22 protein-coding genes are annotated in these 23,042 nt (G+C 67.4%); 8 read left to right on the top strand and 14 right to left on the bottom strand.

Features of this window, described 5'->3' with window-relative positions; all coding sequences use genetic code 11:
• Positions 1-27: 27 nt before the first annotated feature.
• Positions 28-1,146, bottom strand: coding sequence for a PrpF domain-containing protein (locus BLP88_RS06900; RefSeq protein WP_074587978.1), 1,119 nt, complete (start codon positions 1,144-1,146; stop codon positions 28-30).
• 237 nt (positions 1,147-1,383) lie between these two features.
• On the opposite strand from BLP88_RS06900, the gene BLP88_RS06895 reads away from it, so the two are divergent.
• A complete protein-coding gene (locus tag BLP88_RS06895; protein ID WP_074587977.1) occupies positions 1,384-2,322 on the top strand; it encodes a LysR family transcriptional regulator in 939 nt (312 codons plus the stop codon).
• 28 nt (positions 2,323-2,350) lie between these two features.
• On the opposite strand, the gene BLP88_RS06890 is transcribed toward BLP88_RS06895, so the two are convergent.
• From BLP88_RS06890 to BLP88_RS06870, 5 genes are all read right to left on the bottom strand, one after another.
• Positions 2,351-3,088 carry a nucleotidyltransferase domain-containing protein gene (locus tag BLP88_RS06890; protein ID WP_217635138.1) on the bottom strand — a complete coding sequence of 246 codons (738 nt, stop codon included), beginning with the start codon at positions 3,086-3,088 and terminating at the stop codon, positions 2,351-2,353.
• Between the two features lie 297 nt (positions 3,089-3,385).
• A complete protein-coding gene (locus BLP88_RS06885) occupies positions 3,386-4,804 on the bottom strand; it encodes an aspartate ammonia-lyase (protein ID WP_074587973.1) in 1,419 nt (472 codons plus the stop codon).
• Positions 4,801-5,958 carry a M20 family metallopeptidase gene (locus BLP88_RS06880; RefSeq protein ID WP_074587971.1) on the bottom strand — a complete coding sequence of 386 codons (1,158 nt, stop codon included), beginning with the start codon at positions 5,956-5,958 and terminating at the stop codon, positions 4,801-4,803. Before BLP88_RS06880 ends, BLP88_RS06885 begins: the two co-directional genes overlap by 4 nt.
• A complete protein-coding gene (locus tag BLP88_RS06875; protein ID WP_074587970.1) occupies positions 5,948-6,619 on the bottom strand; it encodes a DUF1028 domain-containing protein in 672 nt (223 codons plus the stop codon). Before BLP88_RS06875 ends, BLP88_RS06880 begins: the two co-directional genes overlap by 11 nt.
• The gene (locus BLP88_RS06870) at positions 6,616-7,050 is read right to left on the bottom strand and encodes a RidA family protein (RefSeq protein WP_074587968.1); all 435 of its coding nucleotides are present in this window, start codon (positions 7,048-7,050) and stop codon (positions 6,616-6,618) included. The genes BLP88_RS06875 and BLP88_RS06870 overlap by 4 nt, the downstream gene beginning before the upstream one ends.
• A gap of 130 nt (positions 7,051-7,180) precedes the next feature.
• Here BLP88_RS06870 and BLP88_RS06865 point away from each other — a divergent pair, with 130 nt between their 5' ends.
• Positions 7,181-8,095: a LysR substrate-binding domain-containing protein gene (locus BLP88_RS06865; RefSeq protein WP_074587966.1), complete on the top strand. Its 915-nt coding sequence runs from the start codon at positions 7,181-7,183 to the stop codon at positions 8,093-8,095.
• Positions 8,096-8,105: 10 nt separating this feature from the next.
• On the opposite strand, the gene BLP88_RS06860 is transcribed toward BLP88_RS06865, so the two are convergent.
• The 3 genes from BLP88_RS06860 to BLP88_RS06850 form a co-directional block, all read right to left on the bottom strand.
• Positions 8,106-8,864: a VOC family protein gene (locus tag BLP88_RS06860; RefSeq protein ID WP_074587965.1), complete on the bottom strand. Its 759-nt coding sequence runs from the start codon at positions 8,862-8,864 to the stop codon at positions 8,106-8,108.
• A 49-nt stretch (positions 8,865-8,913) separates the two neighbouring features.
• Positions 8,914-9,528 (bottom strand): TetR/AcrR family transcriptional regulator, encoded by a 615-nt coding sequence (locus tag BLP88_RS06855; RefSeq protein ID WP_074587963.1) that lies wholly within the window; start codon positions 9,526-9,528, stop codon positions 8,914-8,916.
• Between the two features lie 79 nt (positions 9,529-9,607).
• Positions 9,608-11,617 carry a primary-amine oxidase gene (locus tag BLP88_RS06850; RefSeq protein ID WP_074587962.1) on the bottom strand — a complete coding sequence of 670 codons (2,010 nt, stop codon included), beginning with the start codon at positions 11,615-11,617 and terminating at the stop codon, positions 9,608-9,610.
• Positions 11,618-11,738: 121 nt separating this feature from the next.
• Between BLP88_RS06850 and BLP88_RS06845 the strand changes: the two genes are divergently transcribed.
• The 4 genes from BLP88_RS06845 to BLP88_RS06830 all read left to right on the top strand — a co-directional run bounded on the left by BLP88_RS06845 (position 11,739) and on the right by BLP88_RS06830 (position 16,121).
• Entirely contained in the window at positions 11,739-12,179 is a 441-nt protein-coding gene (locus BLP88_RS06845; RefSeq protein ID WP_074587960.1) for a hypothetical protein, read from the top strand.
• Complete coding sequence (locus tag BLP88_RS06840; protein WP_074587958.1) at positions 12,176-13,663, top strand: aldehyde dehydrogenase family protein; 1,488 nt, start codon at positions 12,176-12,178, stop codon at positions 13,661-13,663. Before BLP88_RS06845 ends, BLP88_RS06840 begins: the two co-directional genes overlap by 4 nt.
• 134 nt (positions 13,664-13,797) lie before the next feature.
• A complete protein-coding gene (locus BLP88_RS06835) occupies positions 13,798-15,318 on the top strand; it encodes an APC family permease (protein WP_074587957.1) in 1,521 nt (506 codons plus the stop codon).
• A complete protein-coding gene (locus BLP88_RS06830) occupies positions 15,315-16,121 on the top strand; it encodes an SDR family NAD(P)-dependent oxidoreductase (RefSeq protein ID WP_074587955.1) in 807 nt (268 codons plus the stop codon). The genes BLP88_RS06835 and BLP88_RS06830 overlap by 4 nt, the downstream gene beginning before the upstream one ends.
• Here the strand turns inward: BLP88_RS06830 and BLP88_RS06825 are convergent.
• On the bottom strand, positions 16,057-17,139 hold the full coding sequence (locus BLP88_RS06825; protein WP_074587953.1) for an FUSC family protein: 1,083 nt from the start codon (positions 17,137-17,139) through the stop codon (positions 16,057-16,059). The genes BLP88_RS06830 and BLP88_RS06825 overlap by 65 nt on opposite strands.
• Positions 17,140-17,266: 127 nt before the next feature.
• On the opposite strand from BLP88_RS06825, the gene BLP88_RS06820 reads away from it, so the two are divergent.
• Complete coding sequence (locus tag BLP88_RS06820) at positions 17,267-17,758, top strand: SRPBCC family protein (protein ID WP_074587951.1); 492 nt, start codon at positions 17,267-17,269, stop codon at positions 17,756-17,758.
• A gap of 179 nt (positions 17,759-17,937) precedes the next feature.
• On the opposite strand, the gene BLP88_RS06815 is transcribed toward BLP88_RS06820, so the two are convergent.
• The 3 genes from BLP88_RS06815 to BLP88_RS06805 all read right to left on the bottom strand — a co-directional run bounded on the left by BLP88_RS06815 (position 17,938) and on the right by BLP88_RS06805 (position 21,109).
• The gene (locus tag BLP88_RS06815) at positions 17,938-18,351 is read right to left on the bottom strand and encodes a VOC family protein (RefSeq protein ID WP_074587950.1); all 414 of its coding nucleotides are present in this window, start codon (positions 18,349-18,351) and stop codon (positions 17,938-17,940) included.
• 71 nt (positions 18,352-18,422) lie between these two features.
• The gene (locus BLP88_RS06810) at positions 18,423-20,033 is read right to left on the bottom strand and encodes an MFS transporter (protein WP_074587948.1); all 1,611 of its coding nucleotides are present in this window, start codon (positions 20,031-20,033) and stop codon (positions 18,423-18,425) included.
• A gap of 212 nt (positions 20,034-20,245) precedes the next feature.
• Positions 20,246-21,109 (bottom strand): putative protein N(5)-glutamine methyltransferase, encoded by an 864-nt coding sequence (locus BLP88_RS06805; protein WP_084110888.1) that lies wholly within the window; start codon positions 21,107-21,109, stop codon positions 20,246-20,248.
• 362 nt (positions 21,110-21,471) lie between these two features.
• Between BLP88_RS06805 and BLP88_RS06800 the strand changes: the two genes are divergently transcribed.
• Entirely contained in the window at positions 21,472-21,732 is a 261-nt protein-coding gene (locus BLP88_RS06800) for a hypothetical protein (RefSeq protein WP_074587946.1), read from the top strand.
• 151 nt (positions 21,733-21,883) lie between these two features.
• Here BLP88_RS06800 and BLP88_RS06795 read toward each other — a convergent pair whose 3' ends face one another.
• On the bottom strand, positions 21,884-23,032 hold the full coding sequence (locus BLP88_RS06795) for an ROK family protein (protein ID WP_074587944.1): 1,149 nt from the start codon (positions 23,030-23,032) through the stop codon (positions 21,884-21,886).
• Between the last annotated feature and the right edge of the window lie 10 nt (positions 23,033-23,042).

Below are 23,042 nucleotides of genomic sequence, written 5' to 3'. Positions count from 1 at the left end.
GTAGCGCTGTTCGGTTGGTAGCCGAGCTCAGTTGGTGGCGCCGGCGAAGGAGGCGCCGACAGTGCTGTCGACGTCCTCGGGAAGGTGGATGGTGGTGGAGGCGATGGTGCGGGCTGTTCGGTCCACACCCACGAACTGGGACCCGTCCCGCTCCTCGCTCCAGGTTTCGATCACTCCGGCCGGCGTGCGCAAGCGCAGGGTGGGGTGGATATTGCCGCCCATGAAGTCGTTCAGGACGGTGCCCGGAGTCCGGGCGGCAAGGGTCAGCGCGATGCTTCCGGTGATGGCCAGGGCCGGGTGCGGCTTGCCCATGGAGAGCATCATGACGTTGACGTCGCTGTCCCTGTCGGAGCGGGCGGGGGGAGCGACGATCGCCACCTTGGGTACGGCGCGGGCTGCCTCGCCGGCGGTTGCTGCGAGGCCCATCCTGACGGCGGCTTCACGCCGGATGCGGTCCAGGATCTCCAACTGCAATTCGACGCCGCCGAACCAGCTTTCGTGCCGCTCCGGGTCAAGGCCCAGCTCCTCTGCCCGGAGGATGACCACCGGTGCTCCGGCGTCCACCATGGAGACGGTCCAGCGGGTTCCGCCGGCCGTGATCGTGTCCGAGGCCGATCCGGTGGGCAGGAGCCGGCCCGTGGTTTTGCCCGCGGGATCCTGGAAACCCAGCCCCACCTGGTGGCCCGGAAACGGTACACCAGGCATGTGTGCTTGAGGCATGATCGGCAGCGCTCCTGAGGGAGTGGCCACCCTCTGGATGATGATCTGGCCGGTATTGGTGTTGCGGGTGACGATTCGGGTGACATCGCCGTCCGGCGCCACCCAGCCTTTTTCGATGGCGTAGAGGCCGACCACTGCCGAGCAGTTGCCGCAGTTGCTGCCCCAGTCCACCGCTGCTTCTTCGATGCCCACTTGCGCGAAGGTGAACTCGACGTCGACCTCCCCGCCAAACGGCCGGTTGAGGATCATGGCTTTGCTGGTTGTTGAGGTTGCCCCGCCAACGCCGTCGATCTGCCGGTGGTCGGGACTGCCAAAGAGCCGCGGAAGCAACACATCCGGGCTCGTTTGGGTCTGTTCCAGATGTGCCGTTTCGAACACCCAGCACTTGCTGGTGCCACCGCGCATCCATTCCGCTTCGATCTTCATGATCTCGTCCTTGCTCTCGATGCCCCACTGAAAAAGGGGACACTTCGAGATTGAGCCAGATCACAAATGAAGACAATGTTGGATATCTAGCAGGGGATGTAGGGTTGCTTAATTCATTGTAAGGAAGCCGAGAGATCCCTCGCCGAAGGAAGGCCCCGCGCCGTAGAGGGCACCGGTAGAAGCAAGCCCTACGGCAAGAATGCATAGAATTAACCATTCCAACTGGAGGGTGAAGGAATGCTAAACGACGACGCTGAAAGACTTTTCGACATCCGGCGCCTGGCACTGCTGGTTGAGGTCGTGGAGCAAGGGTCCATCACGGCTGCTGCCGAATTGATGCTGTACACACCCTCCGCGGTTTCCCAGCAACTCAGGAAGCTTGAGCAGGAGGTGGGGCAGCCGCTGCTGAACCGGCGCTCCCGCGGCGTGGTACCCACGGAAGCGGGCCAAGTACTGGCCGGCCACGCCCGGAAGATCGTGGGGCAAATGAAGGCCGCCCAAGCCGACCTCGAGCAAATCGCGGGACTGAAGCGGGGCTCGCTGGCCGTGGGCACCTTCCCGACCCTTGCCGGATCGTTCCTCCCCTTGGTCATCAGGGCTTTCAAGAAGCGGTACCCCGCCATTGGCCTGTCCCTGCGGAGTGCGCGCTTCGATGAACTCGTCAATGATCTGCAGTCCGGACTCACCGGCCTGTGCTTGCTGTGGGACTATCCGTGGAATCGCTTCCACGACGACACCATCCGCTTGACCGAGGTATTTCAGGAAAGCACTGTGCTCCTCGTGTCCGGCAATCACCCTCTCGCCGACCGTGAGGAGATCCGGATGGAGGAACTCCGCAAGGAATCATGGATCGTCCGCGCTGAGGCCCACCCGGTGGTCGAAGTACTGCAGCGCTCCGCCCATGCGGCCGGTTTTGAACCGGCCATCGGGTTCCTGGCCAACGACTACCAGGAGGCCCAGGCCATGGTCAGCGTCGGTATGGGCGTAGCCATGGTGCCAAAGACTGCCGTTGCCCTCCAGCACCCCGATGTCCGCGTCATCAGCCTTGGCCCGGATGCACCCCGGCGGCGGGTCTTGCTGGCCCAACGCCAGGACAAGGTGTACGCCCCGGCGGAGGTTGCGTTCCAGTCCACCTTGTTGGAGATCGCCCGCGAACGGGCCGAAGAGTACCTGTAAACGGTGGCGGGCAGTTCCCTTTCCCGCGTTAGGGCTTCGCTTCCGTCAAAGCCTCGTTGAAGTGGCGGATGGCCTGGTCAACCCGATCCTCAAGCCCGGCCGGGTCCGCTGGCAGGCCGCTGATGAGCCGGTCCATGTCGCGCAATCCGGCGCGCTCCAGGAGCCGTTTTTCATTGGTGACCCACTCACCCCTGGTGGCAAGCACCGCGTGTGCGGTCATCGCGGCGGAGACTGCAAGGGCGCCGGCGAGCTCGGTCACCCGCCCGGTGGCGGCGTAGGCGTTGCGCGCGTAGCCGAGCGTCATGTCCGCCCTGTCGCGCCAGACCCTCGGGGCGTTCTCTCGGAGGGCCCGGGGGTAGTCCGGGCGCGGCAAGTTGCCGCGGAGCACGCGGTTGATGGCGAGTTCGGCGACCACCAGATAGCTGGGGATTCCGGCCAAGTGGAACAGGAGCGGTTCGATGTGGAACCTGCCGTGCTGCGCCTCGGCCAGTTCGTGCTCAACCACGTCGAGGTCCCGATAGTGGATGTCGACCCGGCGGCCATCGATCTCAAGCCACGCCCCGCCGTTAAAAACCCCGCCGCCCCAGCCGCCGAGCTCGGAAACCGTCCCGTGCCAGCCCAGTGCCCCTAGGTCGCCGGGGTTGAAAACACCGGGGTAGTAGAGCGCGAAGTCCCAGTCGCTGGAGGGGCGGTGCGTGGCGCTTGCCCTCGATCCCCCAAGAGCCACCGCGCGCACTCCCGGCAGGGCGGCGAGGCGATCTGCCACATGATCAACAAACGACGGATCGTCCACGGCGGCACCTCTCCTTCAGAGGACTTTTTCAGCGAGCGTTGCGTTGGTGGGACGCAGGGTCGAGCCCAGCCGCAGGATGGTCACCACCGTGCTCCATTATGCTCGCCCGGCTGATCCGGGCCGTGGTCGGCGTCAGGCATCGCAGAACGGCGCGGCGGCTCATCGCCGGACGCGGGAACGGGTGCATCCCGCCAGCGGGACAGGGCCCCGCACGACGAACTCCTCGCGGCCCGCGCCGCAGCCGGGGTCCTGGGAATCGATCCTGCCCGGCTACCCCAGCCCGGCCAATGACCTCGCCGACAGGGCATCCTGCGTCTCCTGTGCACCCAGCAGGCCGCGCCTGATGACGAGTTCTGCGATGCTCCGGTCCGTGGCGAGGGCTTCCTTCGCCAGTTCCGCTGCGGCCGCGTAGCCCAGGAGAGGGGCCAGGCCCGTGACCACGCTGACCGAGGAGAGCATGCGCTGTTCCAGGATCCGGGTGTTCGCCCTGATGCCGTCAACACAATGGGTCCGGAGTTGCCTGCACGCGACCGTGAGCCAGGCGATCGATTCCAGGAGGGCGTCGGCCATGACGGGCTCGAAGGCGTTGAGCTGAAGCTGGCCGGCCTCGACGGCCATGGTCACGGTAGCGTCCGCGCCGACCACCCGGAAGGCCACCTGGTTGACCATCTCCGGGATCACCGGGTTCACCTTTCCAGGCATGATGGATGAGCCCGCCTGCACCGCGGGCAGGAAGATCTCCGCGAAGCCGGCCTGCGGTCCGGACGAAAGCAGGCGGAGGTCGTTGCAGATCTTGGAGAGTTTGACGGCTGCCCGCTTCAACACGCCGGAGACGAGCATGAAGACGCCGGTATCGCCGGTGGCCTCCACCAGATCGGCGGCGGAGACCAGGCGGAGGCCCGCAAGCGAGTTGAGCTCGGCGATGACGGCGTCCCGATAGCCCGGCGGGGCCGTGATGCCGGTGCCGATGGCCGTGGCACCGAGGTTGGATTCGCGCAGGTGGGGGAGCAGCTCCTCGAGCCGGTTCCCGTCTTCACGAAGGGTTTCGGCGAAGGCCCCGAACTCCTGGCCGAGCGACATCGGCACGGCGTCCTGCAACTGGGTGCGGCCCACCTTGAGGATGCCCGAGAACTCCGTGGCCTTGGCCCCGAAGGAACCGATCAGCCTGGCGTGTTCGGCGCAGAGCTCGGCGATTTCCCGCTGCAGGGCGATCTTGATGGCCGTCGGGTAGACGTCGTTGGTGGACTGGCTGCGGTTCACGTCGTCAATCGGATGCAGCGCGGCGTAGTCGCCCTTGGCACGGCCCATCAGTTCCAGCGCCCGGTTGGCGATGACCTCGTTGGCGTTCATGTTGGTGCTGGTTCCGGCGCCGCCCTGGATGGCGTCCACCACGAACTGGCCGTCCAGGAGCCCGTCCATCACCTCCAGGGATGCCTGTTGGATGGCCGCGGACTCGCCGGGTTCGAGGAGGCCGAGGCCTTCATTGGCGCGTGCCGCCGCGTACTTCACCGCCCCCAAACCCCACACGAGGGACCGCATTGTGCCGATGGTCCGCCCGCTGACGGGGAAGTTTTCGACGGCCCGCAGGGTGCTGATGCCCCAATATGCGCCCTCGGGGACCGCGCGCTCCCCGAGGCTGTCGTGCTCCAGACGGGTTCCCGGTTCCCGGGAAGAAGTTCGATCTGTCATGGTTGGTCCGCCAGGAAGTCCAGAGCTGTCAGCGCAAGGGCGGCGGCGCCGTCGTGGATTGCCTGGTTGGCGGCCGCCCCGACACAATGCGCGGCGAACTCGGGCTGGTGGTTGGCCGCGGGGAAGCAGCCCAGGCCGATGTAGGGGTGGATGGCCGGGACCACTTGGGACACATTGCCCATGTCGGTCGACGCCCGGTTCATGGTGGCCTGCCCGGGCGGTGCGTTGAAGTCCCGGCCCAGGGATTCCGCGTGCTTGGTGTACAGCTCCAGGGCCCGCTGGTCCGTGCGGAACTCCGAATACGGCTCGGACTCCGGAGTGACGGAGAGCTCGCAGCCGGACGCCACGGCCCCTGCTTCGAAGCAGCGGTGCACCCGTTGCTCCAGTTCGCCCAGTTGGGCGAGGGACTCGGCGCGGACGTACCAGCGGCCCTCGGTCTTCTCGGGGATAGCATTGGGCGCCTCGCCGCCTCGGGTCTGGATGCCGTGGACCCGGGTCCCGGACGGCAGCTGCTGCCGGAGCAGACCCAGGGCGACCTGCGCCACCACGAAGGCATCGTTGGCGTTGACGCCCTGCTCCGGATAGGCGGCGGCGTGGGCCGATTTCCCGCGGTACTCCACGTGGTTGTGGGCTACGGCGTAGGGTTTGGCCTCGGCGGAATCGACGGGGCTGGGATGGGCCATCATGGCCAGGTCCAGGCCGCGGAACGCGCCCTTCTTCAGCAGCTCGATCTTCCCGCCGCCACCCTCTTCCGCCGGGGTGCCGTAGACCTCCACGGTGAGGTCCCGCTCGGCGGCGAACTCCGCCAGGGCGACGGCGGCACCGCAGGAGATCGCGGTGATGATGTTGTGTCCGCAGGCGTGGCCGAGGCCGGGAAGCGCGTCGTACTCCGCCATCAGCCCGACGCGCCGGGAACCGTTCCCGACGACGGCGCGCACCGCCGTCGGGAAGCCCAAGTATCCTTCTTCGACGGCGAAGCCGTGGCTGGCCAAGTAGGCGGCCGTCCAACCGGCGGCGCAGTGCTCCTGCCAGCCGAGCTCCGGGTTGGCGTGCAGCGTTTCGGAGAGCGCGATGAGCGCAGCTTGCTGCGCAGCTACCGATGTGAGGACCCGCGTGCGGGTCCCGGCTGCGAGGGCAGTTGCCTCAGCGCCCATCGCCCGGCACCCCGTAACCAACCGACGCCGCAGGGTCCAGGCCGCGCATCACGTAGTCGTTGCGCTGCGGAAGCCAGACCTCTAGCAGCCGGCCGAGCTCACCGATGGGGTCCTCGTGCCAGTCGACCCGCAGGTCCGTGTCCCGCCAGCCATGGCCGGAGACCACCGAGAGGCCCGCCGAACGTACGGGCCCCGCTTCACCGCCGGCTGCCTCGGCGGCCCGCAGGGCAGCCATCAGGCGGACCTCGAGCCCGCCGGTGGTGGCCTCGAACTCATCGCAGAGGGCTTGGACAACGCCGGGTCCGGCGAGCATGTTGCCCGCCGCCACGCTGTTGGGGCCGCGGCCCTCGCCGATCACGCCCAGCGAATATTCGCCGCTGAACACCGCGGATCCGCCGCGGGCGTCCAGCACCACCAGCTGCCGGTAAGCGGCCGCCGGGGATTCCTGCACGACGGCGTCCACTGCCTCCTGCGCGGAATAGCCCGCCTGGAGGCGGTCAAGCAAGGCGGTGCCCAGCCGGGGGTCGGTGATGTTCTGCGAGCTGACGGCCCCCACGCCGTCGCGCAGGTGCGCGCAGCGGGCGGCGACTGCCGGCGAGGAGGAGGAAACCGCGAGGCCGAAGCGGCCGTTGCCGTCGGTGGCGGCGATGCTGAAGGTCACGCCGCGCCCTCCGTGGAAGTCGGGGCGGAAACCACGGCGGTGGCATCGATTTCCACGAGCCACTCGGGCCGGGCCAGTGCGGAGACGACGATCCCGGTGGACACCGGGAACACGCCCTTCAGCCAGCGGCCCATGGTGCGGTACACGGGTTCTCGGTAGCGCGGATCGATGATGTAGACAGTCACCTTGACGATGTCCTCGAGGCTGCTGCCGGCTTCCTTGAGCAGCATGTCGATGTTGGCCATGGCCTTTTCGGCCTGGGCCTCGACGTCCCCGATGCCCACGGACTCCCGCGTTTCCAGGTCCTGCCCGATCTGCCCCCGGAGGTACACCACGCCGTTGGCCACGACGGCCTGGCAAAGGTCGTTGTCGAGGTTCTGTTCCGGGTAGGTGTCCTTGGTGTTGAACGTACGGATGCGCTGATGCTTCACTTGGCCGCTGCCTCTTCGTCTCGCTGGGTGGATGCTTGAGACTCAGCTTCCCTCCGCCGACCGAATCTGTCCAACAGTCCTTTTCGAACAGTTGTATCGAAAAAATTGATGAAGCGGGTATCCTCGTGGAATGGATGTCACGCTCACCCAACTGCGGTATTTCGTAGAAGCCGCGGCCCAGCTGTCCATGACCGGCGCTTCGGTCCGGCTGAACGTCGCACAGTCCGCGGTCTCGGCCGCGATCGCCCAGCTCGAGCGCCATGTGGGCACCCAGTTCTTCATCCGGCAGCGGTCCAAGGGACTGGTCCTCACCCCGGCGGGGGAGCTGTTCCTGCGCGACGCGCAGTCCATCCTGGCCCACGTGGAGGAAAGCCTCGACCACGCCCGCGGCGAAACCCAAAGCGTGGCCGGCCGCATCCGCGTGGCCTGCTTCAGCACCCTTGCGCCGTTCCTGCTCCCGGGCATCCTGAGCAAGCTGCGCGAAGACCACCCGGCCCTGGAAGTGGACGTCATCGAGTCCGACACCTCGGGATGCGTGGCGGCCCTGCTCAGCGGACAGGCCGACCTCGCCCTCTGCTACGACCTGGACCTCCCCGAGGCGATCGCAACCTCGGTGGTCGATACTGCGCGGCCCTACCTGGCGGTACCCCCGGACCACAAGGTTGCGGACGCGGCCAGCGTGAAGCTCTCAGCCCTGAAGAACGAGCCCTTCGTGCTGCTGGACCTGCCGCACAGCCGCGACCTCATGCTGTCCATCGCCCGGCTGGGCGGCAAGGAACCGGACGTCAGGTTCCGCTCGGCGAGCTACGAAACCGTGCGCACCTTCGTGGCGCGAGGGCTGGGTTATTCGATCCTGCACCAGCGCCCGCAGCACGGTTTGACGTACGACGGCGGCAAGCTGGCCACGGTGGAAATCCGGGACGACGTGCCGGAACTGAAGACCGTGGTCGCCTACCTGCGGACGCAGCGCCCTACGGCGCGGGTGCGTGCGGTGGCGCAGGCGGTCCGGCACCAGATCGCCGCCGCGAAGGCGGCGCGTTCGTAGGAACCGGGCCTCAGCCCGAAACCCCTGCCTTGTCCGGGGCGAGGACGCAGAACTCATTGCCCTCGACGTCGGCGAGGACCCGCCAGGACACATCGTCACCCTGGCCGACATCGGCGTCGCTGGCTCCCAGGGCCCGCAACCGCTCTACCTCAGCCTCCAGATCGTCGCCGGCGTACGGTTTCACGTCGAGATGGACGCGGTTCCACACCGTCTCCGGGCCCTCGGTCCGGAGCAGTTCCAGGTACGGACCCACCCCGCTGGCCGAACGCAGCCGCGCGTGATCGTCGTCCACCTCGTGCAGGGTCCAGTCGGTGGCCTCGCTCCAGAACCGGGCCATGGCCCGGGGATCGGTGCAGTTGACCACCACGGTGGCGATCGGGCCGGTGTCCCGGTAGATCTCCCGGGGCTCCAGGACACAGAACACATTGCCTTCGGGATCGGCCAGGACCGTCCACGGGACGTCGCCCTGGCCGATGTCGGCGTGCGTGGCGCCGAGCTCCAGCAGGCGGGCCACTAGCTCATCCTTGTGGGCAGCGGAGGTGGTGGCGAGGTCGAGGTGGGCGCGGTACTTCACGGTTTCGGGATCGGGAACAGCAACCACATCGATGCAGAGCGCGGTGGGATCCGGCCAGTCGAAACCCACCGGCTCAACGTTGGTCACACCGGGTCCTTCGCTGGAAACACCCCAGCCGAGCGCGTCGGCCCAGAACCGGCCAAGCGCCGCGTCATCGCGTGCCTTGAAATTCACCTGAACAAGTCGCAGAGCCATAGTGCCCGAGCCTACAACCCCGGCAACAACCGGTACAGGAGGCACGCGCCTAGCCGGACGACCGCGCAGCCTGCAGGGAAAGCCGCGCCAAGGCACGCTCCACGAGGTGCCGCTGCCGGGAGCCCGTAACCGTATCCGGGTCCAGCATGGAGGTCACGTGCAGGCCCATCATGATGTTCAGCAGCTCATCGGCAACCGCATCCGGATCGGCCAAAGGTGCGCATTCGCCGTCGTGCTCGGCTTGGGCGAGGAAGTCCATCACCAGGCCCCGCCAGTGCAGCAGCGCTTCCCGGCCGACGGCGCGCAGTGCGTCCTCCGTCTGGGCCCGCTGCCAGAAGGACACGGCGACGCGCGCTTCCACAACGGTGAGCGGATCCGCCGGGATGATTTCCAGGCACATGCTCCGCAGCGCCGCGAGCCCGCGGCGTCCCTTGGTGCCGGCGGCGATCCGCTCGTTGGTGCGCTCGCAGATCAGCTCGTAGGAGGCCAGCAGCAGCGCGTCCTTGTTGGGGAAATAGTGGGCCAGCACGCCTGGGGCGGCGTATCCGCATTCCCGGGCGATGTCGCGCATGCTGGCGTTCTCGATGCCCTGCCCGGCGATCAGCCGCCACGTGGTCTCGATGATCGCGCGGCGCCGTTCCTGGTGGTCGACCAAGCGGGGCATGCTGCTCCTTTCGGGACGGATGTGCGACGACGGCCGGGCGCCTGGTCATGCGTGTTACCGCCCGGCCGTCGTCACCTTATCAGTGGCAGTGTTTCGCCGGCTCCGCCGCTGCCGCAGCGTCCGTATCCCGCGCCGCGCAGTGCCCTGCGGACGACGGTGGCACGTTCAGTGTGGGGTTCGCGTCGAAGAAGCCGTGCGGCTTCAGCGTGAAGCCGGTAGTGTCCACGGGCATGATGGGCCAGTCCTCCGGGCGGGGGAAGTGGGTCAGGCCGAAGGAGTGCCACACCACCAGGTCCTGCCCGTCGATGTCGCGGTCCTGCGCCACGTACGCGGGCAGGCCGGCGCCGCCCGGGTGCTGGTTGACGAAGTCGCCCGCGGCGTAGAGTTCGTCCTCGGCGTGCCGGGTGACCCAGAGGTGGTGCCGGGCGAAAGCGGCGCGCGAGGCTATGGAGGAGTTGTCCGCCATGGCCAGCGCGGGCTGTCCCTCGGGGTACAGGGTGTAGCCCACGGGGTGGCCGAGCTGGTTCAGCGATTCGGGATTGCTGATGTGCCAGGCGCGTCCCTTGCTGCCGTCGGCGTCGCGCACGGCCTCGGATTCGCGGGCCAGCAGGGTGCGCTTCTGGGCGAAGGCGTTGCCGTGCGGGTTGCCGGGACCCTTCGGGAGGCGCACGAGGTCGAGTTCCTCCACGCGGTTCGTGTCGCCGTCGAGCATCATGTCCAGGCGGGCGCTGAAAAGGTGCTGGTGGAAGGGTGCGCCCAGGCCGGGGGCGATCTCCGAGGCGTAGGCGTAGGAATTGTCCGGCAGGGCCGCCGTGAACACGATCCCCGTGGCCTTGGCTTCGAACTCGATGGTGCCGTCCAGGTAGAGGTACCAGTAGAAGCCGTAATCGTAGTTGCCCACCGTGGTGAAGAAGGACACCACCAGGCGGCGGTTGCGGCGCACCTCGTTGGAACCGGCCCACTCGTCCGTGTGCTTCCACAGGATGCCGGCGTCCTCCTCGTGGATGCAGATGCCGTTCTCGATAGTGCGCGGGTTGCCGAAATCGTCGGCCACCACGGGGGACATGTAGGTGATCTCGCCCAGGCAGTCGCAGCCGAGCTTGAGCGAGTTCGCGTCCCGGCCCACCAGGTATTCGCCGGAGTCGAAATAGTTCTGCCAGCTCCGGTACGGGGACGGATCGCCGTAGGGGACCACCATTTCGGAGATCGATGCGCGGTGCACCAGCGGGCGGCGGCGCCCGGCGTGCGTGTGGTGGAGCTGGTGCAGCACCAGGCCCTCGCGGGCGTCGAAGCCGACCCGCAGGTCCCAGCCGGCCCAGCTCAGGAGATTGCCTTCCAGCGTGAAGCTGGGGCCTTCGGGCTGGGTGATCTCGATCGGTTTCAGGTCGGTGCGGAGTTCCCCGTGGATGGCGGGATCGGTGTAGTTTCCGTTGACCTCCGGGACCGGCACGGGGCCGTCGTCGATCAGGTGGTCCACGCGGCGGTTCTCCACATCGACGAACGCCACGAGGCCGTCGAGCGGGTGCGCCCAGGCGTGGTCGCCGGGGTGGTCCTGCCGGAAGCCCAGGCCGCGGAGCAGGCGCTTGCCTTCCTCGTTTTCGTATTCGAAGACGCCCGCGGAGAGCGGCGCCACCCGGACCTGCTCCGGGGTGAGCCCGCGGTCCGCGAGGGCGGCCTTCCACTGCGGGTCCGCGGCCAGGATGTCCTCGATGATCCCGAATTCTTCGATCAGCACCGGCAGTTGGCCGTCGACGGCGGGATCCAGTTCGCGCTGTTCCAGGACTTCTCCGGCGGCCAGGGACAGCCGGACGTCGAGAGAGCGGGAGAGGCCGGCGTCCCAGAGCATCGCGCGGACCGTGCGGTCCGGGGAATCGGTCCCGGCGTCATCTTCGGCGGCGTCCGCGTACAGGGCGGACTTGGGCGGCTCCACCAGACCGAGGTAGGCGAAGCGGGTGGTGTCGGCCACCAGGCCGGCGTCCGCCAGGATCCGGCGGGCCTCGTGGATTTCCCGGGCCGAGAGCTGCTCCAACGGGTGCTGGGCAACGGTGGGCTGGGCCGCCGCGAGCAAGGGGGTCGTCTGAAGGGTCATGGCACTTCCTGAAGTCTGATTTTGATGGTACAACTGTTCAACCAACGCATTGATATTAGCCACCTCACAGCCCCGGCGTAAAGTCCCCCGACTGATCGCCGCCGGGCAGGCAGGAAAAACCATGGACCAGATTCCCCGGCAGCCCGGGAGCCTCATCCGCGCCCGGATCCCGGCGGGTATCGTCGGCACCTCGGTGACGGCCGGCGCCGCGGCCCACGTTGCTGCCGCCTTGACCGTGCCCGCCGGTGCCATGGCCTGGTGGATGGCGGCGATGGGCGCGGCCTGCCTGGCCTGCGCTTCGCCGCTGACCCTCCGGGTACGATGCGCGGGGCGCGCAGCCGGGCACCTGCTCGCCATGAGCTCCGTCATGATCCTCATCCACCTGATGCTGCTCGTATCGTCCGGCGCGGGAGGCCATCACGGAACGGCCGCAAGGGCGGCGCCCGGCCACGCGGGTTCCATGCTCGCTGTCATCGCGGTTGAACTGGCGTGCCTGTTGGGCGCCTCCGTGGCGCTTCGCCTGCACCGTAGAACCCTTTCCACAACCAAGGAGCAACCATGAACACCACGCTTTCCCTCGACTGGCGCAGCCAGGCAGATTCCCTCGTGATCGACGGCCGGGCCTTCGTTGACGGACGCCGGGTTGCCGCCGGCGGACAGCCGCCGCGTCCCACCGTCAGCCCCGTGGACGGCCGGTTCCTGGCCGAACTGACCGCCTGCGGCAGCGCCGACGTCGACGTTGCGGTTGCCGCTGCCCGGCGCGCCTTCCCGGCGTGGTCCCGGGTGGGGGCCGAGGCGCGAAAGGGTGTGCTGCTCGCGCTGGCCGCGCTCATGGAGCGCCACGCGGACGAGCTGGCGCTGCTGGAAACCCTGGACAGCGGCAAGCCGATCCTGCAGACCACCACCGTGGACGTTCCTGGAGCCATCTCCACGCTGCGCTGGTACGCCGAAGCGGCCGACAAGCAGGCCGGTGAACTGCCGGCAGTGCCGCCGGGAGCCACCGCGCTCGTCACCCGCGAACCGCTGGGCGTGGTGGCTGCCATTGTGCCGTGGAACTTCCCGCTGGAAATCGCCGTCTGGAAACTCGCCCCAGCGCTGGCGGCCGGCAACACCCTCGTCCTCAAGCCTGCCGAGCAGACCTCCCTGAGCGTGCTGCGGCTGGCCGAACTGGCCGCCGAAGCGGGGCTTCCGGACGGCGTGCTGAACGTCGTCACCGGCTCGGGCCGCGAGGTGGGGGCCGCGCTGGCGCACCACATGGACGTCGATGCGCTGGCGTTCACCGGCTCCACGGCCGTGTCCCGCACGCTGCTCGAAGCGTCCGGCCGCAGCAATCTCAAGCGGCTGAGCCTCGAAGCTGGCGGCAAGAGCTCCAACATTGTCTTCGCGGACACCGAGGACCTCGCCGCCGCGGCCGCCAAGGCCGCCTTTGGGGCGTACTACAACCAGGGCCAGGTGTGCTCGGCGAACTCCCGGATCCTGGTCCAGCGGGAAGTCCACGACGAGTTCGCGGCCCTGCTCGCCACCGCCGCGGCCGGCTACGCCCCGGAGGACCCGCTGGCCGGACTGGGCGGCAACGGTGCGCTGATCAGCAGCACGCACGCCGACGACGTCGAACGCTGGATCGTGCGCGGCCGCGCCGACGGCGAGGTGCTTTTCGGTGGCGAGCGGCGGGAGATCCGCGGCTCCGACGCGTACTTGGAGCCCACGCTGCTGGGCGGCCTCCCCGCGGACCACGATGTCCACCGCGAGGAGATCTTCGGGCCCGTGGCGGTGCTCCAGCCCTTCGACACCGAAGCCGAGGCGGTGCGGCTGGCCAACGCCACGGACTACGGCCTCGCCGCGTCCGTGTGGACCTCGAACCTCTCTCGCGCGCACCGGGTGGCGGGGGAACTGCTCGCCGGCACGGTCTCGGTGAACACTGTCGACGCGCTGGGCAACACCACTCCGTTCGGCGGCTTCAAGCAGTCCGGCTTCGGGCGGGACCTGTCGCTGCATGCGTTCGACAACTACACCGCGCCGAAGACCACGTGGATCCAGTTCGGCTGACTGCATCAGGAGAAGTGATGATCCACATCGCCATTCCCTTGTTTACGTGATGCAGCTCACGCTCCTACGCTGAGTTCATCCCTCCCCAAACCGTCTGCGCAGCAGCAAACTTAAGCAGTAGCAAAGGACCGATCATGGATCAGCCAATCTCCTCAACCAGCCTTGCCCGGGAGCAGAGCAAGCATCTGCAGAAATCCCTCGGCCGCTTCGACATCCTCCTGCTGGTGGTCGCGGCCGTCATCTCGGTGGAGGTCCTGGGCCAGGTTTCGGGCTTCGGCGGCGAAACCTTCACCTGGACCCTCATCCTGGCGGTCACTTTCATGGTCCCGTACGGGCTGATCTTCGCTGAGACCGGCGGTGCCTTCACCGAGGAAGGCGGAGTGTACGTCTGGACCAAGATGGCCTTCGGCCGGGTTGTCGCCGCCATCACCTCCCTGTTCACCTGGGTCACGCAGCCCGTTTGGGTGGGCGGCGCCATGGCGTTCGTGGCCGTGGAGACCTGGTCCGAGTACGTGGGCCACGTTGAGGCCGGCAGCCCGGGGGATTACCTTTTCAAACTGGTGTTCATCTGGATTACGGTGACCTCGGCCATCATCAGCCTGAAGCACGGCAAATGGCTGCCCTCCCTCGGGGCCATCCTCAAAGTGGTGTTCCTGACCTTCTTCATCATCGTCACCCTGGTCTACGGGCTGCAGCACGGCTTCAACGGGCTGGACCTCGGCTTCTTCTCGCCCACCCTCGCCGGCTTCCTCGGCGTCACCCCGCTGCTGCTGTTCTCCTTCCTCGGCTTCGAATCAGGCAACAGCGCCGCCGGTGAGATGAAGAACCCGGCCAAGGACGTTCCCATCTCCGTGGCGCGTTCCTCCATGATCGCCGCCGCCAGCTACCTGCTGCCCATCCTGGCCATCCTCCTGGTGGTCCCCTTGGACCAGATCACCGGTATCGGCGGGCTGTTCGGCGCCGTGGCGACCGTCTACACGGTGTTCGGCCCGGCAGGGGAGGCCATGCTCGCGGTCTCGGCCGTCATCTTCTGCTTCGTGCTGGTCTCGCAGGGCGCGGCCTGGATGATCATCAGCGACCGCATGCAGGCCATGGCCGCCGCGGACGGTTCCTTCTTCGGCGGCTTCTTCGGCCGCTTCCATCCCAAGCTCGGCACGCCGATCCGCGTCAACACCCTTTCCGGCGTCGTGGCCACGCTGTTTATGCTGGCCGCCATGCAGCTCAGCGGCACCAGCAGTGCCCTGTTCGGGGTGGTGCTGACCATCGCCATCTCCACCTTCCTGCTCAGCTACCTCCTGGCGATTCCTGCCGCGGTCAGGCTGCGGAGCAAGTACCCGGACACCGTGCGGCCCTTCAGGGTTCCCGTCTCCGACTCCGTGTTCCGCCTCTTCGGCGCCGTCTGCTTCCTCTGGATTCTCATCGGCTCCTGGGTGGCGGTCTTCCCGGGAACCCTGGATGCCCTTTTCGGCCTGGAGTACGACTTCGAAGCGGTCTGGGGCGTCCCGCAGCTGACCTTCGAAGCCTTCGCACTCGGCACCCTCGGCTGCATCCTCGCCCTGGGAATCGTGGGCTACATCCGCGGCAAGAAGGTCCGTGACGCCGCAGGGCAAGGCACCGCTGCTCCCCTCGACGGCAGGACTACGCTTGGCGTATGACCGCCATCGCGAACGCCCTCACCGCACTCGTCACCGGGGCCACCGCCGGACTGGGTGCTGAGTTCGCCCGGCAGCTCGCCGAGCAGGGCCACCACCTCATCCTGGTGGCGCGCGACGCCGGCCGCCTCCGTTCCGTGGCGGAAGTCCTCGAACGCGATTACAGCATCACCGCGGAGGTGCTTCCCGCGGACCTGGCCGACGACGCCGGGGTGGCCGCCGTCGTCGAACGCCTCCTGGACGCCGCGCGGCCGGTGGATGTACTGGTCAACAACGCCGGCGTCGGCCTGCTGCACTCCTTCGAGAAGAACAGCGCCGACGACGAAAAGCGGCACCTCCGCCTCCACGTCCAGACGCCCATGGAGCTATGCCACGCCGCGCTACAGGGAATGCTGCAGCGCGGCTCGGGCCGGATCATCAACGTGGCCAGCGTGGCGGCGTTCGCCAACCGCGGCAGCTACTCGGCCGCCAAGGCCTGGCAGGTGAGCTTCAGCCGCTGGGCGAACCTCGCCTACGCCGCCCGCGGGGTCAAGGTGACGGCACTCTGCCCGGGTTTCGTCCACACCGAATTCCACGACCGGATGGGCATGGACAAGTCCGTGGCCCCGCGGTGGATGTGGCTCAAGGCGGAGCGGGTGGTCAGCGAGGCGCTGGCGGACAACGCGAACGGCAAGGCCATCTCGATTCCCACCAAGCGCTACAAGCTCGTGACCGCGGTCTCCCGCCTGCTGCCCGCCCGCTTTACGGCAGGTCCGCCGAAGAGGCCCCGGCCGGCCTCCCCGGACGGCGCTTCCGGGAACGGATAAGTACCACCACCGCGATCCCGGTCAGCGCGCCTACGAGGGTTTCGGCGGCGCGTTCGGTGATCAGGCGCCCCGGATCCGTATGCGCGGCCAGCTCGGTCATCAGCAGGATCACCGGAGTGAAGAACACCATGGCCCAGCCGTAGTGCCGGGCCATGAACAGCTCGGTGCAGAACTGGCAGGCGATCACCAAAAGCACCAGCAGGGTCGTCGCCGGGAAATACTGCACGGGAGAGAGCGGCCCCGGGAAAAGCACGAGCGCCACGACGCCCAGGCCCAGGAACGTGCCCACGATCCGGTGGATACCGCGGTGCACGGCGCTGGGCATGTCCGCGCCGGCGAGCGGGACCGCCGCGGCGGCCATCGCCCAGTGCGGATAGCCGCTGCCGCTCAGCACGCCGATGCTTCCCGCCACCCCCACCGCCGTCACGTAGCGCGCGGCATGCACGACGGCGGCCTGCCGGAGTGGCGGGGTCAGGGCCGGCGCGCGGCGCGTGGCACCGGATTTCCAGGCGCGGACCCGGAGCCAGCCCGCAAATCCGACGAGCAGCGAGAACGACGCCGAGGCCACCGCGATCAGCACGGCCACACCGAAGGGGACCGCGACGGGCACCGAGGCGCAGGCGCCGAGTGCGAGGATGCCGAAGAACGGCCCGTTGGGCTTGAGCCGCACCCGGTCGGAGTAAAAGGAGCCCACCCCGGCCAGCAGCGCCTCCACCAGCACCAGCCCCCAGGAATGTATGTGGTTCACGGCAAGGAGGGTGCCCACGGTGACGCCGCCCAGCAGGACCACGGCTGCCTGGAGTTGGTGCTTGAGCCTCAGCTGGTGGCTTTCGTTCCGGCCGTACATTGCGGTGAGGCCGCCGAACACCGCGTACAGGGTGAGCTCGGGCCGGCCGATCGCCAGCAGGAACAGGCTGGGCGCGGCGACGCTGAGTGCGACGCGGACGGCGGAGAGGCGGTCATTGTTCGCGGGGCCGATCTGGTGGAGGTCCCGGGCGTGGGAGAGGAGCTTGCGCACCGGGTGATACCGCCGTTCTTCCTGTGACCGGGCCTTCCGAAAAGTACCAAACCGTGCGGACACCCCGCTATCGACCCGGTCACAGTGTGCGCAGCATCATGGCAGGGTTGCGTGGGAAGATCCTCCCATGACGGTCTCGTTTACCTGCCGGACCCGGCTGGCCATGACCCCGGAGCAGGCCTTCGACCTCTCCCGCAGCGTCGATGTCCATCTTGGCTCCATGGCCAAGTCCCGGGAACGGGCGGTGGCCGGAGTGACCGCCGGCCTGATGACGCTCGGCGACACGGTCACCTGGCGGGCAAGGCATTTCGGACTGCCCGTCCGGATGACCAGCCGGATCACGCAGTACAGCTTCCCGGAATCCTTCACTGACGAACAGCAGCGCGGCCCGTTCCGTGCCTTCCGGCACGTCCACGAATTCCTGCCCGATCCTGCCGGGCCGGACGGGTCCCTGCCCGATTCCTCCGGGCCCGACGGCGGCGGCACCCTCATGCTCGACCACGTCGAGTTCACTGCCCCGCTCGGGATATTGGGCCGCCTCGTGGAGAAGGCCTTCCTGGGCCGCTATATGCAGCACCTGATCGAGGAGCGGAACAGCTACCTGCAGGGTCTCGGGTAGGGGGAGCTGCGGGTTTTCCCCGCCTTGCGGTCTTTTCCCCTCCGGGTTACACGGGGAAAAGTCCGTTTGCCGGGGAAATGTGGGCGGGCATGCGGCAGGCCGGGTGCCGGGCACCATCCGCAACTGACCCATGGCGATGCTCTCGTCGGGCTGCTCCAAGGACCGCTCGAGCGGGTACGCTACTCCGCCACCAGCTCCACTTCGTAGCCGTCGGAGTTGATCAGGAAGGCCGCGTAGTGCTCCGGGCCGCCGGCGTGCGGGTATTTGTCCGCGTAGAGCTCGAACCAGTCGGAGTCCACGGCGAGCTCCCGGATCCGGTCCACGTTGTCCCGGCTGCCGCCATGGAAGGCTACATGGTTCATGCCGGCATCCGTGCGCCGGTGGATGGTGCTGGTGAGGTCCGGGGATTGTTCAACCACGATGTAGGCGGAGCCGAGTTTCCAGCTGCAGCCCTTGGCCCACCGCTGAAACGGCGCGTACCCGAGTTCCGCCAGCAGCCAGCCCCATTCCACCAGGGCGCGTTCCAGGTGCGGGACCCAGATTTCCAAGTGGTGCAGGGACCCCACGGATGAACCCACAGAAGCATCGGCCATCTGCCGAGTCTAAGGCGATGGCCGATGCTTCTGGTAGGAGGCGCCGGCGGGCGGGGCGAAGCGGGACGCCCCTAAGCGACGGCTACAGGTACCTTCTTGCCATCCGGCTGCCGGCCCTCGCCGGAGGCTGGTGCGGTCACCAGGTCGTCGAAGGGCAGCTCGTCCAGGTCGATAAGCGGGTTCTCGTCCTGGGTGGCCACCAGTTCGCGGGCCTCGGCGGCGGTGTCCACGCTCGGCATGGAGCCAGGAAGTGGGCGTTGTGCCGATTCCTTCAGGAAGTAGATCGTGACTGCGCCGACTACGGACGTGCTTATGAGGTAGTAGGCGGGCATCATGTCGTTGCCGGTGCCCTGGATGAGGGCATCGACGATGAGCGGCGTGGTGCCGCCGAAGATCGCCACGGAGAAGTTGTAGGCGATGCCCATTCCGCCGTAACGGCTCGACGTCGGGAACAGGGCCGGGAGCGCCGAGGCCAGGTTGGCGATGTAGAAGGTCACCGGGAAGGCGATCAGGGCCAGGCCGGCCAGGGTGGACCAGATCTCGCCGATGCCGATCAGCAGGAAGGCGGGAATCGAGAACACGATGGTGCTACCTGCGCCGATCCACAGCACGGGGCGGCGGCCGATCCGATCCGAGAGCTTGCCGGTGAGCGGAATACATAGGGCCATGATGACCAGCACGGGGATGGTCAGGAGTGTGCCGTGGACGGGATCGTAGCCCTTGGCCGTGGTGAGGTACGTGGGCATGTAGGAGGTCAGGGCGTAGCCCACTGTGTTGGCGGCGGCGGCGAGGATCATGGCGATCAGGATTTGGCGCCAGTAGGCCTTGATGATCCCGATCGGTCCCTTGGCCACGGCGGCGTCGCCGGCAGCGGCCTCGGCGGCGTGCGCTTCCTGGGCGTCCAGGGCGGCCTGGAACTGCGGGGACTCCTCGATCTTGTTCCGGAAGTAGATCGCGATCGCACCCAGCGGACCGGCAATCAGGAACGGCAAGCGCCAGCCCCATTCCTCCATGGCCGCCTGGCCCAGCGTCAGCTGCAGGACGGACACCAGGGCGGCACCGAGCGCGAAGCCGATGTAGGAACCCATGTCCAGGAAGCTCGCGAAGAAGCCGCGGCGCTTGTCCGGCGCGTACTCGCTCACGAAGGTGGTGGCACCGGCGTACTCACCGCCGGTGGAGAAGCCCTGGACGAGCTTCAGGATCACCAGGAGCGCTGCGGCCCAGATGCCGATCTGCGCGTAGCCGGGCAGGATGCCGACGGCGAAGGTGCTTGCCGCCATCAGCAGCAGGGTCGCTGCGAGGACCTTCTGGCGCCCCACCTTGTCGCCCAGCCAGCCGAAGAAGACGCCGCCGAGGGGGCGTGCGATGAAGGTGGCGGCAAAGGTGCCGAGCAGGAACAGGGTCTGCACCGCCGGGTCGGCTTCGGGGAGGAAAACCGGGCCCATGGTGGTGATCAGGTAGCCAAAGACTCCGACGTCGTACCATTCCATGGTGTTGCCGACGATGGTTCCGCCCAAGGCCTTCTTGAGCATCGGCTGGTCGACGACATTGACGTCGGAAACCTTGAGCCGGCGGCGGACGGGAAACTTCAGTTTTGCGGAACCGCGGGGTGTGGATGGAGTAGGTCCGGAGGCGTTCCTGGCGCCATCCAGAGAGTCGGTAATGCTTTGGTCTGTGGGCATTTGGGCCCCTCCTAGGGAGGTCATTTGCTTGCGACGTACAGCTGCCCCGCTCCGGGCAGGGTTTCAATTTTACGCGGGTTCCGGACACGCCGTGGGCTGCCGCAGTGCCGGCTGGACTGTTCCGGGGCCGATCTGTTGCGTATCGCGGAACGGATTTCACGCCGGAAACCCCGCCAATCCGCGGATTTCCGACACTTCGGCGGCGTCGTTACCTAATTGTGACCTTCGACGGTCGATTCGGGCCTGAAACCGAGCACCACAGTCGCATCGAGCTCTTCGGAGCGGAGCACCTCGGATTGCAGGCCGGCGGCCCCGAACAGGGCCGCCGTCAGCGGTGCCTGCCGGACGCTCGTCTCGATCAGCAGCCGGCCGCCCGGAGCCAGCCACAACGGAGCTTCGGCAACCGTCCGACGCTGGACCGCCAAACCGTCCGATCCGCCGTCGAGCGCTACCAGCGGCTCATGCAGGCGGGCCTCCTGGGGCATCGTCCCGATGTCGTCCGACGGCACGTATGGCGCGTTGACCAGCAGAACGTCCACGCGGCGGCGGAGGGCGGGCGGCAGCGCCGCGTAGAGATCGCCCTCGTGGACCTGCCCGCCGGCGGCCCCGATGTTGCGGCGCGCGCAGCGGACGGCGGCGGGATCGATGTCCGCGGCATGCAGTTCGATTCCTGGAACCTCGGCCGCAAGGGCGGTGCCCACCGCACCGGTGCCGCAGCAGAGATCGACGACGGCGGAGCCCGGCCGTGCGAACCGCGCACCCAGTTCGACGAGGTACTCCGTGCGGCGGCGCGGGACGAAGACGCCGGGAAATACGGCGATGCGGAGGCCCCGGAATCCGGCCCAGCCGAGGATCTGCTCCAGGGGCAAGCCGGCGATGCGCTGCTCGGCCATCCGTTCCAGCTCCGCCGGCGAACCCGCTTCGGCGAGGAGCAGGGCGGCCTCCTCTTCGGCAAAGACGGAGCCGGCGGCGCGGAGCCGGGCGGTAAGGGAAATGTGGGTCGTCAGGGCTGCAATGTTAGCCAATAAATTCGGGGGTTCACAGGCGGCCCTACGTCTGCCTAGGGTAGTGGGCATGGGAACACTGATTTTTGAGTAACCGGCCGGCCCGGGGTTCCCCCGCGCCGCCGTGTTTCAGCCGAAGCAAAAATCCATGCCTGTTGAGGCCCTGCCTCCGCGCCGTTCCCTTTCTCGCGTACCCGGAACCGGAAATCCTTTTTGGGGGCATTCCAAGTTCGGCACCGGAAAAGGTTCTCCACCTTTGAACGCCGCACCTCCGGCACCTTCGACGGCACAGAAGCCAAGGAGAGCACTGTATGCCTGCACATTCCATGAACCAACCCCAAGGCGGCCAGCCCGTAAGCCGGCACCACTGGCTACGCACGGCACCGCAAAGTACCCTGAATAATCCCTTCGTTTCACCGTGGAAAGGAAGAACAATGCCCGCCAAGGATGCATCCCAGAAGATCGCTCCGGAGCTCGCCGAGCACCTGGCCGGAGCCATGGACACGGCGCCGATGCCCGAACCCGCGGCTGTAGCCACCACCTTCGGATCGGCGGAAACAAGAAGTTGGCCGGACGGGAACGGCAAGCGCCGGCACCCCAAGGAACGCGGCGTGAGCCACGGACGCGCAGGCCAAAGCGCAGCCGTGGCGGCAGTGCACCGCACCAGCCGCCCCCAGATGCCGCACTCCTCGTAACAGGCTGACCCAGGCCGCCAACTGGAAATCCGGCCCAACTAGCTCGCACTTAACGTCGTTTTGAGGCGTCATAACGACAACAACTGCCAGTTAGTTGGGCCGTCCCACGTCCAGCGGCCGCAGTAGTGGCGCTGGGTTTGGCGGGGTCTTGCTACTGGCTTAGGCTTTCGCGGCTGGCCTCCAGCACCGATTCCCGGAGCCGGGACTGGGCCAAGGCCAGTCCTGCATACGCCGCTCCGCGGGCCACTGATAGTCCGACCTCTTGCGACGCGACCCTGGTCTCCGGAACGACGGGGAGGCTTTTCGCCAGTCGCCTGCGCGCCTCGGGCAGGACTTCATCCACGAGCGGGCTCAGCCGGCCCACAAAGTACACCGACTCCGGGTCCAGGGTGACTGCAACGGCGCCGACAGCGGTGACGATCGCCGTCGTGAACGCCTCCATCACTTTCGCGCGGGACACCTCTTCCTGCGGCTGGGACCAGAGCGCCTCGATGCCCTCCAGTTCCAGCCCCTGCCGCTTGGAAAATTGGAGGAGTCCCTTGGTGCTCAACAGGCCGTCGAGCGGCTCGTTGCCCACGCCGGAGAAGAGTACACCGCCGAGATCACCGAAAGTCGGAGTGCGCCCCTGGGCGATCTCATGATCAGTACAGCTAGCGAACGTCAGCACGGTACTAAGCATGAACAAAGCAGCATTCCCGATGCTCGCATCATCCCTCAGGATCCCGCGGAGAGACACACTGGCATCGCTCTCAAGGGTCACGGGAGCGTGTAGCCGATCCTCAAGCCAATTCCGGAGAGGAGAATCCTTGAAATTCTTCAGTGGTTCTGCTTTCCCAGGCCCCCTAGTGCCATTGATACGTCCGGGCAAGGCCGCGACGATTTGGCGCAACGGCCCCTCTGTGGAATCACCGGTCTCCGCAATCAACTCCACCAGCCACTCGCCAGTGGTTTCAAGGTCACCGCCCTCGAGGCTCGGCACGGTTGTGTGTCCAAGCTCCCGACCCCTGAGGTCCGTCACCAGGACACAAGTGGTTCTCGCGCCGAGGGAGATGCCGACGATGTGCCCCGCCGTGCCGGGTACATCGAGATACGTAGAGGGCCGGCCGCGGCGCACAACGGCATCGACTCCCTGCTCGATGACGAAGCCGTCAAAAAGGAGCTCATCCACCTTCCGGGACACGGTCGCCTGGCTCAAACGCGTCAATTCGATCAGCCTGCTGCGCGTCAAAGGCGCCTCGGAAAGGACCGCATCAAGGACCGAGGCCTTGTTGTAGTCACCTGTCGTGGCGTTGCTGTTCATTGCACAACCT

The organism is Arthrobacter cupressi, assembly GCF_900099975.1.
Lineage (GTDB): Bacteria > Actinomycetota > Actinomycetes > Actinomycetales > Micrococcaceae > Arthrobacter > Arthrobacter cupressi.
The sequence above is the reverse complement of the archived record's forward strand: the minus strand, read 5'-3'. Positions and strand labels throughout refer to the sequence as shown.

Coding starts and splice junctions, on each gene's coding strand:
- BLP88_RS06900 (WP_074587978.1), bottom strand. CDS start 1,146: ATGAAGATCGAAGCGGAATGGATGCGCGGTGGCACCAGCAAGTGCTGG.
- BLP88_RS06895 (WP_074587977.1), top strand. CDS start 1,384: ATGCTAAACGACGACGCTGAAAGACTTTTCGACATCCGGCGCCTGGCA.
- BLP88_RS06885 (WP_074587973.1), bottom strand. CDS start 4,804: ATGACAGATCGAACTTCTTCCCGGGAACCGGGAACCCGTCTGGAGCAC.
- BLP88_RS06880 (WP_074587971.1), bottom strand. CDS start 5,958: ATGGGCGCTGAGGCAACTGCCCTCGCAGCCGGGACCCGCACGCGGGTC.
- BLP88_RS06865 (WP_074587966.1), top strand. CDS start 7,181: ATGGATGTCACGCTCACCCAACTGCGGTATTTCGTAGAAGCCGCGGCC.
- BLP88_RS06860 (WP_074587965.1), bottom strand. CDS start 8,864: ATGGCTCTGCGACTTGTTCAGGTGAATTTCAAGGCACGCGATGACGCG.
- BLP88_RS06855 (WP_074587963.1), bottom strand. CDS start 9,528: ATGCCCCGCTTGGTCGACCACCAGGAACGGCGCCGCGCGATCATCGAG.
- BLP88_RS06850 (WP_074587962.1), bottom strand. CDS start 11,617: ATGACCCTTCAGACGACCCCCTTGCTCGCGGCGGCCCAGCCCACCGTT.
- BLP88_RS06845 (WP_074587960.1), top strand. CDS start 11,739: ATGGACCAGATTCCCCGGCAGCCCGGGAGCCTCATCCGCGCCCGGATC.
- BLP88_RS06840 (WP_074587958.1), top strand. CDS start 12,176: ATGAACACCACGCTTTCCCTCGACTGGCGCAGCCAGGCAGATTCCCTC.
- BLP88_RS06835 (WP_074587957.1), top strand. CDS start 13,798: ATGGATCAGCCAATCTCCTCAACCAGCCTTGCCCGGGAGCAGAGCAAG.
- BLP88_RS06830 (WP_074587955.1), top strand. CDS start 15,315: ATGACCGCCATCGCGAACGCCCTCACCGCACTCGTCACCGGGGCCACC.
- BLP88_RS06820 (WP_074587951.1), top strand. CDS start 17,267: ATGACGGTCTCGTTTACCTGCCGGACCCGGCTGGCCATGACCCCGGAG.
- BLP88_RS06815 (WP_074587950.1), bottom strand. CDS start 18,351: ATGGCCGATGCTTCTGTGGGTTCATCCGTGGGGTCCCTGCACCACTTG.
- BLP88_RS06810 (WP_074587948.1), bottom strand. CDS start 20,033: ATGCCCACAGACCAAAGCATTACCGACTCTCTGGATGGCGCCAGGAAC.
- BLP88_RS06805 (WP_084110888.1), bottom strand. CDS start 21,109: ATGCCCACTACCCTAGGCAGACGTAGGGCCGCCTGTGAACCCCCGAAT.
- BLP88_RS06800 (WP_074587946.1), top strand. CDS start 21,472: ATGCCCGCCAAGGATGCATCCCAGAAGATCGCTCCGGAGCTCGCCGAG.
- BLP88_RS06795 (WP_074587944.1), bottom strand. CDS start 23,032: ATGAACAGCAACGCCACGACAGGTGACTACAACAAGGCCTCGGTCCTT.